The organism is Komagataeibacter saccharivorans, assembly GCF_003207825.1.
Classification (GTDB): Bacteria; Pseudomonadota; Alphaproteobacteria; order Acetobacterales; family Acetobacteraceae; genus Komagataeibacter; species Komagataeibacter saccharivorans.
On record NZ_NKTY01000001.1, the window covers coordinates 41,741 to 56,951 of the forward strand.

The window sequence follows — 15,211 nt, forward strand, 5'->3', positions numbered from 1 at the left end:
GCATGGGCGCACGGACATTATGGATGCAGTCGGCTCCTTCCCGGTTGCTTATGACAAAATAGAGACAAACACGCCAGATACCACCCCATTCCTGTCTTTTTGCCGGAAACGGGTTCCACAATCTGCGCGCGATCACCTGCCTGCAAACACATACGGCGCACGGAAGTGACCTTCCGTGCGCCGTATGGGCCATCTATGACGCGGAAGCGGATCAGACGTCAGCTTCCGGCATTTCAGCCAGTTCTTCCGGCGTCACGACCTTGTCTTCGACCTTGGCCAGCTCGACGATGTAGTCGATGACCTTGTTCTCGAAGATCGGGCCGCGCAGCCCATCAGCCGCCTGCGGGTTCTTGCTGAAGAACTCGAACACGGCCTGTTCCTGACCGGGGTAGCGCGAAGCTTCCGCACGGACGGCCTGCATCATCTCGTCCGGCGTGACGGTGATGTTGTTCACACGCCCGATTTCAGCCAGCAGCAGGCCCAGCTTCACGCGGCGTTCGGCAATCTTGCGATAGTCGGCGCGCAGCGTGTCCTCGTCCTTGTCCTTGTCTTCCTCATCGAGACGGCCCGCCTTGCGGTCTTCCTCGATACGGGACCAGATCTGGTCGAACTCGGCATCGACCATGGCGGGGGGCGCCTGGAAATCGGTCTTTTCAGCCAGCTTGTCCAGCAGTTCGCGCTTCAGGCGCAGGCGGGAAAGCTGTTCGTATTCCTGACCGACCTGCTTGCTGATCAGGTCACGGACCTGTTCCAGACCTTCGAAGCCGAGCTTCTTGGCCAGATCATCGTCGATCTTCGCTTCGATCGGGCGCTTGAGTTCACGCACCTTGATGTCGAAGGTCGCTTCCTTGCCTGCAAGGTGCTCCGCGCCGTAATCGGCGGGGAACGTCACGGTGATCACCTTTTCGTCACCGGCCTTCATGCCTTCGATCTGCTCGGCGAAACCGGGGATGAAACCCGCGCCGCCGATCTCGACATTCACGTCGTCGGCGGAACCGCCATCGAACGCCACGCCGTCGACCTTGCCGACGAAGTCAACCGACACCACATCACCGCTGGCGGCGGGACGGTCTTCCTCGACCTTCTCGAACTCGCGCTGGCGACCGGCGATTTCCTTCAGGGCCTTGTCCACGGTCTCGGCATTCACCTCGGACTTGAGGCGTTCCAGAGACAGGGTGGACAGGTCGGGAATGGTGATTTCGGGCAGAACCTCGAATTCGACCGTGAACTTCAGGTCATCCGTGCTGCCGGGCGCATCGCCGGACACCACGTCAACCTTCGGCTGCATGGCGGGACGCAGGCCGCGCTCGTCCAGCAGGGTGCGGGTCGCTTCGCTTACGACCTGCTCCAGAACCTCGCCCTGAACAGATTCGCCAAAACGCTGCTGAAGGATGCTCATCGGCACCTTTCCGGGGCGGAAGCCCGGCAGCTTCATGGACTGTCCAACTTCTTTCAGGCGCGCGGTGCGCTTGCTCTCGATTCCCGCTGCCGGCACCGTAACGGTGAACCCGCGCTTCAGGCCTTCGGAAAGCGTTTCAGTAACCTGCATCTGCCAGGCCATCCTCTCGGTCAGAACGTGTCAAAGAACGCAAGAGGCCGCTCGGGCCACCACGTCTGTTCGCATAACGCGACTTGCCGGGATCTTGGTACGGGCGGAGGGACTTGAACCCCCACGACTTGCGTCACCAGAACCTAAATCTGGCGTGTCTGCCAATTCCACCACGCCCGCACTGTGCCCAGGCTGTAAGCGCGCGGCTTTAGCGCACCATCGGACATCGGGCAAGATCCCAAGGGAAAAGGAATGGCGTTTTCAGCCGAAAAGTTTTTCCGCCTGCGCCTCCGCCCGCGCCCGCGCGGCCCCTACATGGGCATCGAACGCCTCGGCCACGGGCCATTCACCCGCATGCAGGGCGGCGTCGCCATGTATCCATACGCCCGCGCATGCCGCTTCCCATCGTGGCATGCCCGCCGCAAGGAGGGCTGCGATGATTCCCGTCAGCGTATCGCCCGACCCGGCCGTGCCCAGCATGGGGGTGGCATGGGCGTTGATCGCAACGCGACCATCGGGTGCCGCGATAATGGTGTCAGGCCCCTTGAGTACCGTAACCGCCCCGGTCCGGTCCGCCGCCTGCCGGGCGGCTGCGATACGGTCCGCCCCCGGCCTGCCGAACACGCGGGTGAACTCACCGATATGCGGGGTTATGATCGCGGCACCGCGCAGGCGATCAGGCTGCCCCGCCGCCATGGCGAAGGCTCCGGCATCGGCGATCACTTCCCGCCCGGCATCCGTCAGCACGGAAAAGGTCGTAGCCACCTCATCCACGGACAGGCCGGGACCACATACCCATACATGACGGCGCGAATCCTCCAGCAACTCCGCCAACGGGCCGGAATCGACAATCAGCCCCGGCGGCGCGGTCATACGGTAGACGGGGGCGCTGTCCCCCACGGCCAGCCGCACCAGCCCCGCGCCGGCTGCCCGCGCACCAGCCGCCGACAGGCGGGCAGCCCCCGGCATGTCGCGCCCGCCGCAGATGCTCACAACGCCACGGCTGTATTTATAGCTGTCCACCGTGCAGACGGGCGTGCGCCACAGGCCGGGTTCGTTGCGCCATGTCCGAATCGGCACGGAGTCCAGCGCTGTCTCCGGGATGGCGATATCGGCCAGCACGGTGCGACCGCACAGCGTACGCCCCGGCAGCAGCAGATGCCCCGGCTTGAGGCGGCAGAACGTGACCGTCATTTCCGCCTGTGGCGCATAGCCACGAACGGCCCCGGTGGCCCCATCCGCCCCGGTCGGGGTGTCAATGGCGACGATACGCGACGCCGCAGCCAGCACACGGGCCACATCCGGCTCCACATCGCGGCTCAGCCCGGCACCGAATATGGCATCAACCACCAGATCAAAACGCGCGGCGTTTTCGGGCGTGAAGGCCACGACCGGCCCGCCCCATTGCGCGGCGGCGTGGGCGGCATCCCCGCCTGCATGCGGCGGGGCAAGGCATGCTACGGCCACCGGCCAGCCCTGTTCCGCCAGCCTGCGCGCAGCAACGTAACCATCCCCCCCATTATTGCCCGGCCCACACAGCACCAGTACCCGGCATGGCCGAACATGCTGGCGAATGGCGCGTGCGACGGCGCGGCCCGCATTTTCCATCAGCACCGCCACAGGCACGCTGCGCGCGGCGGCGGCATCGACATGGCCCATTTCCGTCGGATCAGGCAGGAGCAGGCGGGCGCGAACCGCGGCCTGCTTACGTTCGTCTGTGGGCATTGCATCCCCCTTCCCAACAACTTTGACTGCGAAACCGCCCTTGCACATGTTACAGGAATGGGGAAACAAGCGCTGCGCATCGTGCCCGCGCATGATGCGCCGTTTTCGTTATTCCCCGACCCCGGCAAGGAGGCCCCGTGTCCCACTCCATAGTCTGGAGCCTTGTGCTCGCACTCCACATCACCGGCATGGCGGCATGGATCGGTGGCATGATCTATGCGGCCTTTGTGCTCAAACCCAGCCTTGGCCTGCTTGACGCCACCCAGCGCGCCTCCATCCATCTGCAGACGCTGAACCGCTTCTTCCGCATCGTCTGGCATACCATGCCTACGGTACTGATTACGGGGTGGCTCCTGATTTTTCATGATGGCGGGTTTGCAGTCGTCCCATGGCAGATCAACCTCATGCAGCTTCTGGGCCTGATCATGGCGGGCGTGTTCGCGCGCATCTACTTCGGCCCCTTCCAGAAGGCCCGTCGCGCCATTCGCCCGCAGCAGGGCATGTTCGATTCGATCCGCTCCCTTGTCATCCTCAATACCGGACTGGGCGTGCTGACCATCGTAGCCGCCTGCCTTGCCCATCCTTTCTGAAATTACGGGGGCACCACCATCACGCCCCCTTGATTTCCGTTGCAAAGGTAGATAGGCACGGGGAATGTGGCGCGTGAGGGGCCTGTCCCCGCCGTGTTACACTCCCCTTCCCTGCATTGCTGCAGGTACATCAGGGACGGCAGCCTGATACAGCGCGACACGGTGGCAATCGGACGGGGCCATATTCATCTGCTGATACGTTCGAGAGTAATTTGAGCGCCAAAAAAACTTCCCCCGCCCCGACACGTTCCGCAAAGACGGCGGCAGCCCCGGCCCCCGCCGCCAGCACCGACGGGGCTGCCCCCATTGATACGCCAGCAGAAACAGCCGCCGCGGAGCAGGCCCAGCCCCTGTTTTCCGAACTCGGCCTGTCCGAACCCATCCAGCGCGCCATTGATGAGATGGGATACCGTCATCCCACCCCCATTCAGGCACAGGCCATCCCCTATGTACTGATGGGGCGTGATGTGCTGGGCGTAGCCCAGACCGGCACGGGCAAGACCGCATCGTTCACGCTGCCGATGCTTGAAATCCTGTCCGGCTCCCGTGCCCGGGCGCGGATGCCGCGTTCGCTGATTCTGGAGCCGACGCGTGAACTCGCCCTTCAGGTCGCGGAGAATTTTGTCAATTACGGCAAGCACCTCAAGCTGACCCACGCGCTGCTGATCGGTGGCGAAAGCATGGCCGAGCAGAAAGAAGTGCTCAACCGTGGCGTGGATGTGCTGATCGCGACGCCGGGTCGCCTGATCGACCTGTTCGAACGCGGCGGGCTGCTGCTGACCCAGACGAAGCTGCTGGTGATCGACGAAGCGGACCGCATGCTGGACATGGGATTTATTCCCGATATCGAGAAGATCGTAAGCATGCTCTCGCCCATGCGGCAGACGCTGTTCTTCTCCGCCACGATGGCGCCGGAAATCCGCCGTCTGGCTGACATGTTCCTGAGCAACCCGAAGGAAATCACAGTCAGCCGTCCCTCTTCCGTCGCCACCACCATCGAAACCGGCCTTGCCATTGTCGATACCCAGGACAAGCGCCGCGCCCTGCGCAAGCTGCTGCGGGAAGCGGACATGCAGAACGCCATCGTGTTCTGCAACCGCAAGCGCGACGTGGATATCCTGTGCAAATCGCTGATCAAGCACGGCTTTTCGGCAGGTGCCCTGCATGGCGACCTGCCGCAGTCGGTCCGCTTTTCCACCCTTGAATCCTTCAAGAACAGCGAGTTGAAGATACTGGTCTGTTCGGATATCGCGGCGCGCGGAATCGACATTGGCGGTCTGTCGCACGTGTTCAATTTCGACGTGCCCTTCCATGCCGAAGATTATGTGCACCGGATCGGCCGCACCGGACGTGCGGGCCGCACCGGACACGCCTACAGTCTGGCCACCCCGGATGAAGAAGGTCTGGTACAGGCCATCGAGAAGCTGACGGGTAAGCCCATCCCCCGAATCGAGGTCAAAGGCGTGGATAATCTCGAATGGTCTGACGAACCGCGTCCCGCCAATGGACGGCGCAAGCCCCGTAACGAGGGCACGGGCCGTCGCAAGGCTGCAGCACCTGCCGCCCAGCAGCAGGCCCCGGCAGCCGCACCGGTTGCACCACCGGCAACCGAAGCGCCGGTTGCGCCGCGTGGCAGGGGCCGCAAGCCTGATGCCGCGGCCAATACGGCTTCGTCCGCGCCCAACCGGCGCGATTCCGGCCTGCTGCCTGCCGCACCGGACATGGCGGTTACCGGATTCGGTGATGACATCCCGGCCTTCATGCAGCTTCCGCGCCGTGAGAAGCCCGTGATCCCGGCTGACGAATAATCAGCCAGCGCGTTCAGGCAACAAGAGTAATGGAAAATTCAGGAGCCGAGGCCATCCGGGTGGTGGCGCTTGGCAATGATGGGGATGGCATAGCCCAGACCCCACAGGGGCGGGTATTCGTGCCCGGCACCATGCCGGGCGACGAAATCGTGCTGGCCAGCCAGACCGGTACGCAGGGTGTGCTGGAACAGGTCGTGACGCCGGGCCCCGACCGCGTAACGCCGGTATGTTCACTATTCGGGACCTGTGGTGGCTGCCGCCTTCAGCACATGGCGCTACCTGCCATGATGGCATGGAAAGCGTCACGTGTAACCGAAGCACTGAAACGTGCCGGTTTCACCACCCTTCCCGCCCCCGCTACCCGACAGGTCAGCCCCCATGGCAGGCGGCGCGTCGATCTGGCGTTCCGCCGGGTGGACAGACAGATCGTGCTGGGCCTGCACCGCCGCCGGGGCGATGTGGTGGACATGACGGAATGCGCCCTGCTGGACCCGGCGATTTTCGCGCTGCTCGACCCGCTGCGTCAGATGCTCCATTCCCTGCCTGCGGTGCATGCGGGTGGGGATATCCAGATCAACCTGCTGGATAGCGGTCCTGACCTGCTGATTGCCATGGATGGCACGCCGGACGCCAATGACCGCCGTATTCTGGCGCAGTTCAGCAAGACACATGGCATACCGCGTATTTCCCTGCGCACCCAGCCGCCGGAAACGCTTGCCCTTACCGGTCCGGTCTTTCATCATTTTGATACGGCACGTGTCGTGCCGCCACCGGGTGCGTTCCTGCAACCCTCCCGCGAGGGAGAGGACGCCATCAAGGCTGCCGTTCTGGCCGGGCTGCCCCGCAAGGGCCTGAAAGCCGGGATTATCGAGCTTTACGCTGGCTGCGGCACGCTGTCCTTTGCGCTGGCGCAGCACGCCAAGGTTCTGGCCTATGAAGGCGATCGGGCGGCATTTGCCTGCCTGAAACAGGCCAGTGGCGGCACGCGGGTACTGCCTGCCCTGCGTGATCTCAACCGTCAGCCTGTCATGGCCACCGAACTGGGCCGTGCGGGAGCTGTGGTGCTAGACCCCCCGCATGCTGGGGCCGGTGCACAGATGGCGCAGATCGTGGCGGGAAAACCACGCCACATCATCTATGTCAGTTGCAATCCCGCTGCCCTGCAACGCGACCTGACGCCGTTGCAGCAGATGGGCTACCGGCTGGAAAGCCTGACGGTCATCGACCAGTTCCTGTGGTCAGCGGAAGTCGAATCCGTATGCGTACTGACCCTGCCTAGCACGACGAGACTGAACCGCCGTTAGATCAGGCTGGGCGAGGTCGAGGAAATGTTTTTCCCCGACCGATCCCCACAATGTTTTCTGAACCGGTATTCAGTCCATCATCCACATGCGCATGCGGATTGCCTGTGGCTGCCCCTATAAGGGCGCGCCTCAGACGTGGAAGCTCTCGCCGCAGCCACAGCGGCCCTTTTCATTGGGGTTGCTGAAGGTGAAACCGGATTCGAGCTGCCTGACCTCATAATCCATCACTGAGCCGATCAGGAACAGCGTCGCCTTGCGGTCGACCAGCAGGGTAACGCCCTTGTCCACAACCACCTCATCACCGGGACCGGCCTGTTCCACAAAGGTCATGTCGTAGGCATGGCCGGAACAGCCCTTGGTGGAAACCGCGATGCGCAGCAGATGTCCGGCATGGTTGGTCTGGTACAGTTTTTCCAGCCGCTGTGCCGCCCGCTCGGTCAGGGACATAAGCGGCGGTAGCGCACGGCGGCGGGGGGCAGTGGTCGTGGTGGTGCTTTGTTCAGTCATGGCACGTTCCCCTTGCTGGGTTCAGAACATGTTCAGGGCAAGGCGGGCATCTTCGCTCATACGCGACATGTCCCACGGCGGTTCCCATACGATTTCAACTGTTGCGCTGGTGACCGTATCGATCTTCTCCACGGCTTCCTTCACCTGCAGGGGCAGTTCCTGCGCGCTGGGGCAGTTCGGGGCCGTAAGGGTCATTTCAACCTTGACCGAACCATCATCATGCAGGTCGATGGCGTAGATCAGGCCCAGTTCATATATGTTGACCGGGATTTCCGGGTCATACACCGTAGCAATCGCCGCAATGACGCTATCTTCATCGGGCGAACCGCCAGTAGCGGGGGTGACCGGCTGTTCCCCATCGGGCGTCCAGGCCGAGACGGGGTCGGTCTTTTCCAGCGATGCGTCATCATTGGCCTCAAGGGAGAAATGCCCGGCTCCCTCAGCCATGCCGATGGCGGCGGGCTCTACCTGATTTTTCTCGTCCATGAGACCTTCACCTGTCTTTATCGTCATTGAGCATATCAATCAGGGCCGACCACGGCAGCATCGCACAACGGATGCGCGAACGATGCCGGTGCAGCGGTGCAAAAACCGAAAGCTCACCCAGTCCATCCGGGGCCTCGCCCGTTTCGACCGCCGTGGCCAGCGCGGCGTGAATCCGTTTCACCTGTGCCGTGTCCTGCCCCATGACCCGTTCGGCCATAAGGTCAGCAGATGCGGCACAGATGGCGCATCCCCGTGTTTCATGCCGCACCTGCCCGATACGGCCATGGGTATCGACCTGCGCATGCAGGTTCACGCGATCCCCACAAAGCGGGTTCACCCCCTGCGCATGCAGGCTGGCGATATCCAGTTTACCGGCATGGCGGGGCGTTTTGGCCCGTTCCAGCACAACGGTGCGATACAGATCGTCCTGCGCCATCACACGTCAGACAAAAAAGCCGCGTATCTGTTCCAGCGTCGCGGCCAGCATGTCGATTTCCTCGGGCGTGGTGTAAATGCCAAAACTGGCCCGCGCCGTAGCCGACAGGCCCAGCCTGCGCATGAGCGGTTCGGCACAGTGATGACCCGCCCGCACGGCGATCCCGTTCCGGTCCAGCAGGGTGGCGATATCATGTGGATGAACGTCCGCCATGGTAAATGAAATCACACCCCCGCGCTGCGGCGCGGTCCCGACCACCTTCAGGCCGCTGACCTGCCCCAGCACCTTCAGCGCATGGGCCGTCAGCGCATCTTCATGCGCACCGATCCGGTCGAACCCGATGGATTCGATATAGGAAAGGGCGGCGCCCAGTCCAATGGTCTCGATAATGGCGGGTGTCCCGGCCTCGAACTTGTGCGGCACGTGTGCCCATGTCGAACGCTCGAACGAGACGCTGGCAATCATGTCGCCACCACCAAGGAAGGGGGGCATTTCCTCCAGTATCTCGCGCCGTGCCCACAGCACGCCAATCCCTGTCGGACCATACAGCTTGTGCCCGGTCACGACATAGAAATCGGCATCCAGTTCGCGCACGTTCACCCGGCGATGGACCGCAAGCTGGCTGCCATCGAACAGCACCTTCGCGCCTGCGGCATGCGCCATGTCCGAAATGGCGCGGGCATCGGTAATCGTGCCCAGCACGTTGGACATATGGGTGATCGCAACCAGCGCCACCCGCCCATCGGACAGGTTGCGGCCAAGCGCATCCATATCCAGCGCACCATCATCCGTTACCGGGGTAACGCGCAGTTCGATACCCATGCGCTCACGCAGCATCTGCCATGGCACGAGGTTGGCGTGATGCTCCATCTCGGACACCAGCACCACCTGCCCCGGCCGGAGCAGCGAACCATAGGAATGGGCCACCAGATTGATGGCCTCGGTGCTGTTGCGGGTGAAAACGATTTCTTCCCGCGCGCCAGCACCCAGAAACGCCGCAACCTGATCGCGCACGGCTTCATACGCTTCGGTGGTCCGTTCGCTCATCCAGTACAGGCCACGATGGATATTGGCATACTGGGTGCGCATGGTGTCGGCCATGCTGTCGATGACCTGCCGGGGTTTCTGCGCGGACGCGGCGCTGTCCAGAAATACAAGGTCCTTGCCATGCACTTTCTGTGACAGGATGGGAAAATCCGCCCGGACATGCCGCAGGCTGTTACCCGCATCGGTCTTACCGGTCACCATCTGGTCCATCATGCTGCTTCCCGCTTCCACCAAGCTTCTACAGCAAGGTTGAGACTGTCTTTCAGCCGCTGGTCATCAATCTGGTCCACCACATCGTGCAGGAAGGCGCGGATCAGGATGGACCGCGCAGCCTCGCCTGAAATGCCACGGCTGCGCAGGTAGAAAAGCTGGTCATCATCCAGCGCCCCCACGGTAGCGCCATGACTGCATTTTACATCGTCGGCATAGATTTCAAGCTCGGGCTTGGCGTCGATTTCAGCACCGTCCGACAGAAGAAGCGCCTGATTCATCTGGTAGCCATCGGTTTTCTGGGCGATCCGGTCCACCAGGATCTTGCCCTGAAACACACCGCGCGCCTGATCCGACAGGACATTCTTGACCGTCTGCCGGGATATGCACTCAGGGGCCGCATGGGTAATCACACTGCTCAGGTCGCCATGCTGGTGGCCCATCAGCAACTGTGCGCCATTGACATGCACGCTTCCCCCGGCCTGCGTCAGCGCCGCATGCACTTCATGCCGCGACAGGCTGCCCCCCAGCGTGAGGGTAAAACTGTCATATACGCCCGCCGCCGCAATGCGCGCATGACTGACGGCCAGATGCAGCGCCTGCCGGTCTTCAGCCTGAATCCGCGCATGGGACAGATAGGCGTCATCCGCAACCACGATGTCATAAAGCGGATTGTGCAGGTAATATCCCTGCCCCACCGCCGCATCCAGCACCGCCAGCCTGCCGCCCTTTTCCACACGGATATGATGGCGCGGGTGGAAGGATACCGGCGCATCTTCCGCCGTCAGCCCGATACTGGCCAGAAGCAGGCAGCCTGCATCAACCCCATCGGGCACGACCAGCACCAGACCGTCGCGCGCCATGACGGTATTCAGCGCCGTCGTAACATCGCCTACCGGGTCGATATCGTCCTGAACCGCGCCCGACTGAGCAAGCGTTGATACCTTCACACCCTTGGGCAGACGTGAGCGGGCGGCATCGAAATAGCCGTTTACGAACACAACCCGGTCAGCACCGGCACCGAGGCCGGAGATCGTCTCCACCTCCGCCAGCAGGGTATCAACCGTGGCGCCATCCACATCCCGCTGAGCGGTTGCGAAAGGCACATCCGCCAGCGCGCGCAGGCTGGTGTATTTCCATGCCTCCACACCCGCGCGGGGTAGCCCCGCATGGCGCAGGAAATCCGCCGCCGTGCGCTGCTTTACCCCGGCATCCACCGCACCCCGGTCAAGGAAGGCTGAGGCATTGACCCCGACCGGTGTGATGGCGTTCACGCTGCCTCCGCCAGGAAGCGCGCGTAGCCCTGCGCCTCAAGCTGCTTGGCCAGTTCCGGGCCACCGCTATGAATGATGCGGCCCCTGGCCATCACATGGATGCGGTCCGGGACGATATAGTCCAGCAGGCGCTGGTGATGGGTGATGACAAGGGCGGAAAAATCCGGTGCGCGCAGGGAATTCACGCCTTCGGCCACGATCCGCAGCGCGTCGATGTCCAGTCCGCTATCCGTTTCGTCCAGAATGGCGAAGGAAGGCTGGAGCATGCGCATCTGCAGCACTTCGTTGCGCTTCTTCTCACCGCCCGAAAAGCCGACATTCACATTGCGCTTGAGCATCTCGTCCGACATGGACAGATGCTTGGTTTCCTTGCGCACGGCCTTGAGGAAAGCCACCGCATCCAGCTCTTCCTGCCCGCGCGCGCGGCGGACCGCATTGACGGCAGTACGCAGGAAATTGGCGTTGTTCACACCCGGCAGTTCCACAGGGGACTGAAAGGCGAGGAACAGGCCAAGGGCTGCGCGCTCCTCTGGCTCAAGGGCCAGCAGGTCCTGCCCCTTGAACGTGGCGCCGCCGCCCGTGACTTCGTAGTCCTCACGGCCCGCCAGTACATAGGACAGGGTCGACTTGCCCGACCCGTTGGGGCCCATGATGGCATGGACCTCACCCGCCGGAATCTGCAGGTCGACACCGCGCAGGATTTCCTTATGGGTCCCACCGTCCGAAATGCGGGCGCACAGGCCATCAATGCTTACGAATTGCTTGCTCACGTCTTTCAATCCCTGTTAGCCCACGCTGCCTTCAAGGCTGATCTGCAGAAGCTTCTGGGCTTCCACCGCGAATTCCATGGGCAGTTCCTTCAGAACGTCCTTGCAGAACCCGTTCACGATCAACCCGACCGCGTCTTCTTCCGACAGGCCGCGCTGGCGGCAATAGAACAACTGGTCTTCCGATATCTTGGAAGTGGTCGCCTCATGCTCCACGCGCGCGGACATGTTGCGGCTTTCGATATAGGGCACGGTATGCGCCCCGCAGCGATCACCGATCAGCAGGCTGTCGCACTGGGTGAAGTTGCGGCTGCCCGATGCCTTGGGCATCATCCGCACCAGCCCGCGATAGGTGCTGTCGGACTGGCCCGCGCTGATGGTCTTGGCGATGATGGTCGAACGCGTGTTGCGCCCGATATGGATCATCTTGGTCCCGGTATCGGCCTGCTGGTGGTTGTTGGTCACGGCGACGGAATAGAACTCGCCCACCGATCCCTCGCCCTGCAGGATGCACGACGGATATTTCCACGTGATGGCCGAGCCGGTTTCCACCTGCGTCCATGAAATCTTGGACCGCGCGCCACGGCATGCGCCGCGCTTGGTCACGAAATTGTAGATGCCGCCCTTCCCGTTTTCATCACCGGGATACCAGTTCTGCACGGTGGAATACTTGATGGAGGCATCATCCATCGCCACCAGTTCGACCACGGCGGCATGAAGCTGGTTTTCATCGCGCATCGGCGCGGTGCATCCTTCAAGGTAGGAGACGGACGCACCGTCCTCCACCACGATCAGGGTGCGTTCGAACTGCCCGGTATTACGCGCATTGATACGGAAATAGGTGGACAGTTCCATCGGGCAGCGCACGCCCTTGGGCACGTAGACGAATGAACCGTCCGTAAATACTGCCGCATTCAATGCCGCGTAGAAATTGTCCGTCACCGGCACCACGCTGCCCAGATACTGGCGCACCAGTTCGGGATGCTCGCGCACCGCTTCTGAAATCGGGCAGAAGATCACGCCGGCTTCCTGCAGCGTCTTGCGGAAGGTGGTGGCGACCGAAACACTGTCGAATACAGCATCGACCGCCACGGGGGCGCGGGCTTCCTGACCTTCGGGCACTTCCACACCAGCCAGCATCGCCTGTTCATGCAGCGGGATGCCAAGCTTTTCATATGTGCGCAGCAGTTCCGGATCGACCTCCTCCAGCGATTTGGGGCCGGGTTTCTTGCGCGGTGCGGCGTAGTAATGCACGTCCTGATAGTCGATGGGGGGATGATGGACCTTCGCCCATGTCGGCTCGCGCATTTCCAGCCATGACCGGTACGCCTTCAGCCGCCATTCCAGCAGCCACTGCGGTTCCTGCTTGCGGCTGGAAATCAGGCGAATCGTATCTTCGTTCAGGCCCTTGGGCGCGATATCCATTTCGATATCGGTTTCGAACCCCCATTTATAGGTGCTCTGTCCCAGGGTTTCGACCGCCTTGCGGGTTTCGGCTACTGCCGGCATGTCTCTTTCCTCTCCCCCTTGTTTCAGGCCGTGGCCTCGGGTCCGACAAGCATGGATGGCGCGGGATTGCCCAGTCCGCCCAGCCTGTCGAGGACTGTATGGTTCTTCATATCGGCCAGCGTGATGGCTGATAGCGCGTTGCGGATGGCGGCGTTGACCATGTCCCACTGCCCGCCCAGCCCGCAGGTGGAGCGCGCATCACATTCCCCCCCGTCCACGCAGGTAGTCAGGGAAATGGGGCCGTCAATGGCCTGGATCACCGCCGCGATGGAGATTTCCTCCAGCGGGTAGGCCAGCCTGTAGCCGCCGCGTGCGCCGCGCTGCGAGATCACGATGCCCTGCGTTGCCAGAATCTTGAGTACCTTGGCCACCGTCGGTTCGGGAATGCCCGTCGAACGCGACAGGACAGGCGAAGTCGTGACTTCGTCCTTCTGCCCCAGCCGGACCAGCGCCACCACGGCATAATCGGTCAGTTTCGACAGTTTCAGCATTCCATTCTCCCGTACGTCTGGCCCGGGTTTCTATTTGGACCGAAACAGTACTGTTTCATGAAGTCTCAGATGGGCCACCAGCCGTGCGTCGTCAAGTCCTATCGTACACTACGGCCATGCCTTACCCGATCCCGGTTCCGAATATCAGTTCCAATAGCACGGACAGGCCACACCCGGCCAGAAAACCCACCAGCGTGCCATTCAGCCGTATATACTGGAGATCCTTGCCTACCCTGAGCTCCAGCCGCTCGCTCAGGCTGTCGGCATCCCAGCCGTTAACCACCGAGTAAATAAAACGCGACATCCTGTCCCGCAGGAAGGGCAGGCTGCCCATGATCATGCCCCGCGCGCCATCATTGATGCGCTTGCGCATGCCGGGGTCATGATACATCTGCTCCGACAGCCGGTGCAGTGCATCGCGCACGAGGGAGGCAACCCAGCTTGTTTCCCCCTTGCGCATATCCTCCTCGATCATGCGGCGCAGGCGGCGCCAGACATCGCCGCTCCAGCCGCGCACGCTGTCATGCGTCAGCACGCCCAGCACGGCGTCCGTGATTTCGCGCCGCCGTTCCGCATCCTGCTCGATCCGGTCGATTTCCGTGCGGACCCATGTGGTGAATCCCTCACGCAGTTCCGAATTCTGCGGGTCGACGCGGTCCAGTTCCTGACTGGCGGCCAGCAGGACCTTGGTGGCGATCGAACCGCCAATCGCCCAGCCCAGCACCCTGCCCCCCTGCTCACGCACACGATCCTCGATCATGGCGCGCAGGGCGGGTTCCTTGGCCTTTAGCCCTTCCTTCAGCCGCAAAAGCAGGAAGGACAGCACTTCCTGATGGCAGTCACCTTCCACCATGGCGCGCAGGCTGCGGGTAATGATGGGGGCGATTTCCTCCCCCCCCAGCAGTACCGGCAGCATCCGGGCGATGGCAAGGCTTGCGCGCCCGTCTTCCAGCCGGTCCAGCATATGCGGCACGGAACCCAGCACGGCGCGGTTGACCATCTCCGCCGTTTCCGGCTCCTGCAGGATGGTTCCGATCAGGGATGGCAGGTCGATCCGCGCGAAGGCGGCGGCGACTTCCTTTTCCGTAAAGACATTGGTGGATACGAACCGCCCCAGCGCCTGCGCCAGCCGTTCTTTCTGCGCGGGCAGGATGGCGGTATGCGGAATCGGCAGCCCCATGGGCCTGCGGAACAGGGCCGTCACGGCGAACCAGTCGGCCAGACCACCCACCACCCCCGCCTTCGTGCCGGAGCGCAGGATTTCAAGCCATGGCCGTTCAGCCAGCCAGCCCATCTGCGGCAGGGCGTAACCCGCCACCGTCAACGCGGCCATGCCAGCCAGCAGGCCGGTGGCGGACCGTTTGTAGCGCTGCAGTATCCGCCGCGCATCCTGGTCCGACTGTGGAATACCGTTCATGAAGTTACTGATACCATTGTCTTCCCTCCAGCCCAAGCAACACTCGTCACAACACGCCAAATAGACGTGAATATGATACGCCAGACATTGC

14 protein-coding genes and 1 tRNA gene are annotated in these 15,211 nt (G+C 62.5%); 3 read left to right on the plus strand and 12 right to left on the minus strand.

Going from position 1 to position 15,211, the window contains the following annotated elements; genetic code table 11:
• Nucleotides 1-211: 211 nt before the first annotated feature.
• The 3 genes from tig to CFR79_RS00200 form a co-directional block, all read right to left on the minus strand.
• Entirely contained in the window at nucleotides 212-1,549 is a 1,338-nt protein-coding gene (gene tig, locus CFR79_RS00190) for a trigger factor (protein ID WP_110546732.1), read from the minus strand.
• 95 nt (nucleotides 1,550-1,644) lie between these two features.
• Nucleotides 1,645-1,729 (minus strand) — tRNA-Leu (locus CFR79_RS00195).
• An 81-nt stretch (nucleotides 1,730-1,810) separates the two neighbouring features.
• Complete coding sequence (locus CFR79_RS00200; RefSeq protein ID WP_110546734.1) at nucleotides 1,811-3,274, minus strand: NAD(P)H-hydrate dehydratase; 1,464 nt, start codon at nucleotides 3,272-3,274, stop codon at nucleotides 1,811-1,813.
• A gap of 137 nt (nucleotides 3,275-3,411) precedes the next feature.
• Between CFR79_RS00200 and CFR79_RS00205 the strand changes: the two genes are divergently transcribed.
• From CFR79_RS00205 to CFR79_RS00215, 3 genes are all read left to right on the plus strand, one after another.
• Entirely contained in the window at nucleotides 3,412-3,864 is a 453-nt protein-coding gene (locus CFR79_RS00205; RefSeq protein ID WP_102323312.1) for a CopD family protein, read from the plus strand.
• Between the two features lie 212 nt (nucleotides 3,865-4,076).
• Nucleotides 4,077-5,672 carry a DEAD/DEAH box helicase gene (locus tag CFR79_RS00210; protein ID WP_110546363.1) on the plus strand — a complete coding sequence of 532 codons (1,596 nt, stop codon included), beginning with the start codon at nucleotides 4,077-4,079 and terminating at the stop codon, nucleotides 5,670-5,672.
• 29 nt (nucleotides 5,673-5,701) lie between these two features.
• Nucleotides 5,702-6,976: a class I SAM-dependent RNA methyltransferase gene (locus CFR79_RS00215; protein ID WP_110546365.1), complete on the plus strand. Its 1,275-nt coding sequence runs from the start codon at nucleotides 5,702-5,704 to the stop codon at nucleotides 6,974-6,976.
• Nucleotides 6,977-7,105: 129 nt separating this feature from the next.
• On the opposite strand, the gene CFR79_RS00220 is transcribed toward CFR79_RS00215, so the two are convergent.
• The 9 genes from CFR79_RS00220 to CFR79_RS00260 form a co-directional block, all read right to left on the minus strand.
• Nucleotides 7,106-7,483 carry a HesB/IscA family protein gene (locus tag CFR79_RS00220; RefSeq protein ID WP_102323309.1) on the minus strand — a complete coding sequence of 126 codons (378 nt, stop codon included), beginning with the start codon at nucleotides 7,481-7,483 and terminating at the stop codon, nucleotides 7,106-7,108.
• Nucleotides 7,484-7,504: 21 nt separating this feature from the next.
• Complete coding sequence (locus CFR79_RS00225) at nucleotides 7,505-7,969, minus strand: SUF system Fe-S cluster assembly protein (protein ID WP_110546367.1); 465 nt, start codon at nucleotides 7,967-7,969, stop codon at nucleotides 7,505-7,507.
• 7 nt (nucleotides 7,970-7,976) lie between these two features.
• Nucleotides 7,977-8,405: a Fe-S cluster assembly sulfur transfer protein SufU gene (gene sufU / locus CFR79_RS00230; RefSeq protein WP_102323307.1), complete on the minus strand. Its 429-nt coding sequence runs from the start codon at nucleotides 8,403-8,405 to the stop codon at nucleotides 7,977-7,979.
• A 6-nt stretch (nucleotides 8,406-8,411) separates the two neighbouring features.
• Nucleotides 8,412-9,662, minus strand: a complete 1,251-nt coding sequence (locus CFR79_RS00235) for an aminotransferase class V-fold PLP-dependent enzyme (protein WP_102324156.1) — start codon at nucleotides 9,660-9,662, stop codon at nucleotides 8,412-8,414.
• Nucleotides 9,662-10,936 (minus strand): Fe-S cluster assembly protein SufD, encoded by a 1,275-nt coding sequence (gene sufD, locus CFR79_RS00240; protein WP_110546370.1) that lies wholly within the window; start codon nucleotides 10,934-10,936, stop codon nucleotides 9,662-9,664. The genes CFR79_RS00235 and sufD overlap by 1 nt, the downstream gene beginning before the upstream one ends.
• Nucleotides 10,933-11,706: a Fe-S cluster assembly ATPase SufC gene (gene sufC / locus CFR79_RS00245; protein ID WP_102323305.1), complete on the minus strand. Its 774-nt coding sequence runs from the start codon at nucleotides 11,704-11,706 to the stop codon at nucleotides 10,933-10,935. The genes sufD and sufC overlap by 4 nt, the downstream gene beginning before the upstream one ends.
• Nucleotides 11,707-11,721: 15 nt before the next feature.
• The gene (gene sufB / locus CFR79_RS00250; protein ID WP_102323304.1) at nucleotides 11,722-13,212 is read right to left on the minus strand and encodes a Fe-S cluster assembly protein SufB; all 1,491 of its coding nucleotides are present in this window, start codon (nucleotides 13,210-13,212) and stop codon (nucleotides 11,722-11,724) included.
• 23 nt (nucleotides 13,213-13,235) lie between these two features.
• Nucleotides 13,236-13,703, minus strand: coding sequence for an SUF system Fe-S cluster assembly regulator (locus tag CFR79_RS00255; protein ID WP_102323303.1), 468 nt, complete (start codon nucleotides 13,701-13,703; stop codon nucleotides 13,236-13,238).
• Between the two features lie 121 nt (nucleotides 13,704-13,824).
• On the minus strand, nucleotides 13,825-15,120 hold the full coding sequence (locus tag CFR79_RS00260; RefSeq protein ID WP_102323302.1) for a DUF445 domain-containing protein: 1,296 nt from the start codon (nucleotides 15,118-15,120) through the stop codon (nucleotides 13,825-13,827).
• Between the last annotated feature and the right edge of the window lie 91 nt (nucleotides 15,121-15,211).

Excerpts from the sequence above, each read along its gene's own strand:
- tig (WP_110546732.1), bottom strand. The coding sequence starts at position 1,549 with ATGCAGGTTACTGAAACGCTTTCCGAAGGCCTGAAGCGCGGGTTCACC.
- CFR79_RS00200 (WP_110546734.1), bottom strand. The coding sequence starts at position 3,274 with ATGCCCACAGACGAACGTAAGCAGGCCGCGGTTCGCGCCCGCCTGCTC.
- CFR79_RS00215 (WP_110546365.1), top strand. The coding sequence starts at position 5,702 with ATGGAAAATTCAGGAGCCGAGGCCATCCGGGTGGTGGCGCTTGGCAAT.
- CFR79_RS00220 (WP_102323309.1), bottom strand. The coding sequence starts at position 7,483 with ATGACTGAACAAAGCACCACCACGACCACTGCCCCCCGCCGCCGTGCG.
- CFR79_RS00225 (WP_110546367.1), bottom strand. The coding sequence starts at position 7,969 with ATGGACGAGAAAAATCAGGTAGAGCCCGCCGCCATCGGCATGGCTGAG.
- sufU (WP_102323307.1), bottom strand. The coding sequence starts at position 8,405 with ATGGCGCAGGACGATCTGTATCGCACCGTTGTGCTGGAACGGGCCAAA.
- CFR79_RS00235 (WP_102324156.1), bottom strand. The coding sequence starts at position 9,662 with ATGGACCAGATGGTGACCGGTAAGACCGATGCGGGTAACAGCCTGCGG.
- sufB (WP_102323304.1), bottom strand. The coding sequence starts at position 13,212 with ATGCCGGCAGTAGCCGAAACCCGCAAGGCGGTCGAAACCCTGGGACAG.
- CFR79_RS00255 (WP_102323303.1), bottom strand. The coding sequence starts at position 13,703 with ATGCTGAAACTGTCGAAACTGACCGATTATGCCGTGGTGGCGCTGGTC.
- CFR79_RS00260 (WP_102323302.1), bottom strand. The coding sequence starts at position 15,120 with ATGAACGGTATTCCACAGTCGGACCAGGATGCGCGGCGGATACTGCAG.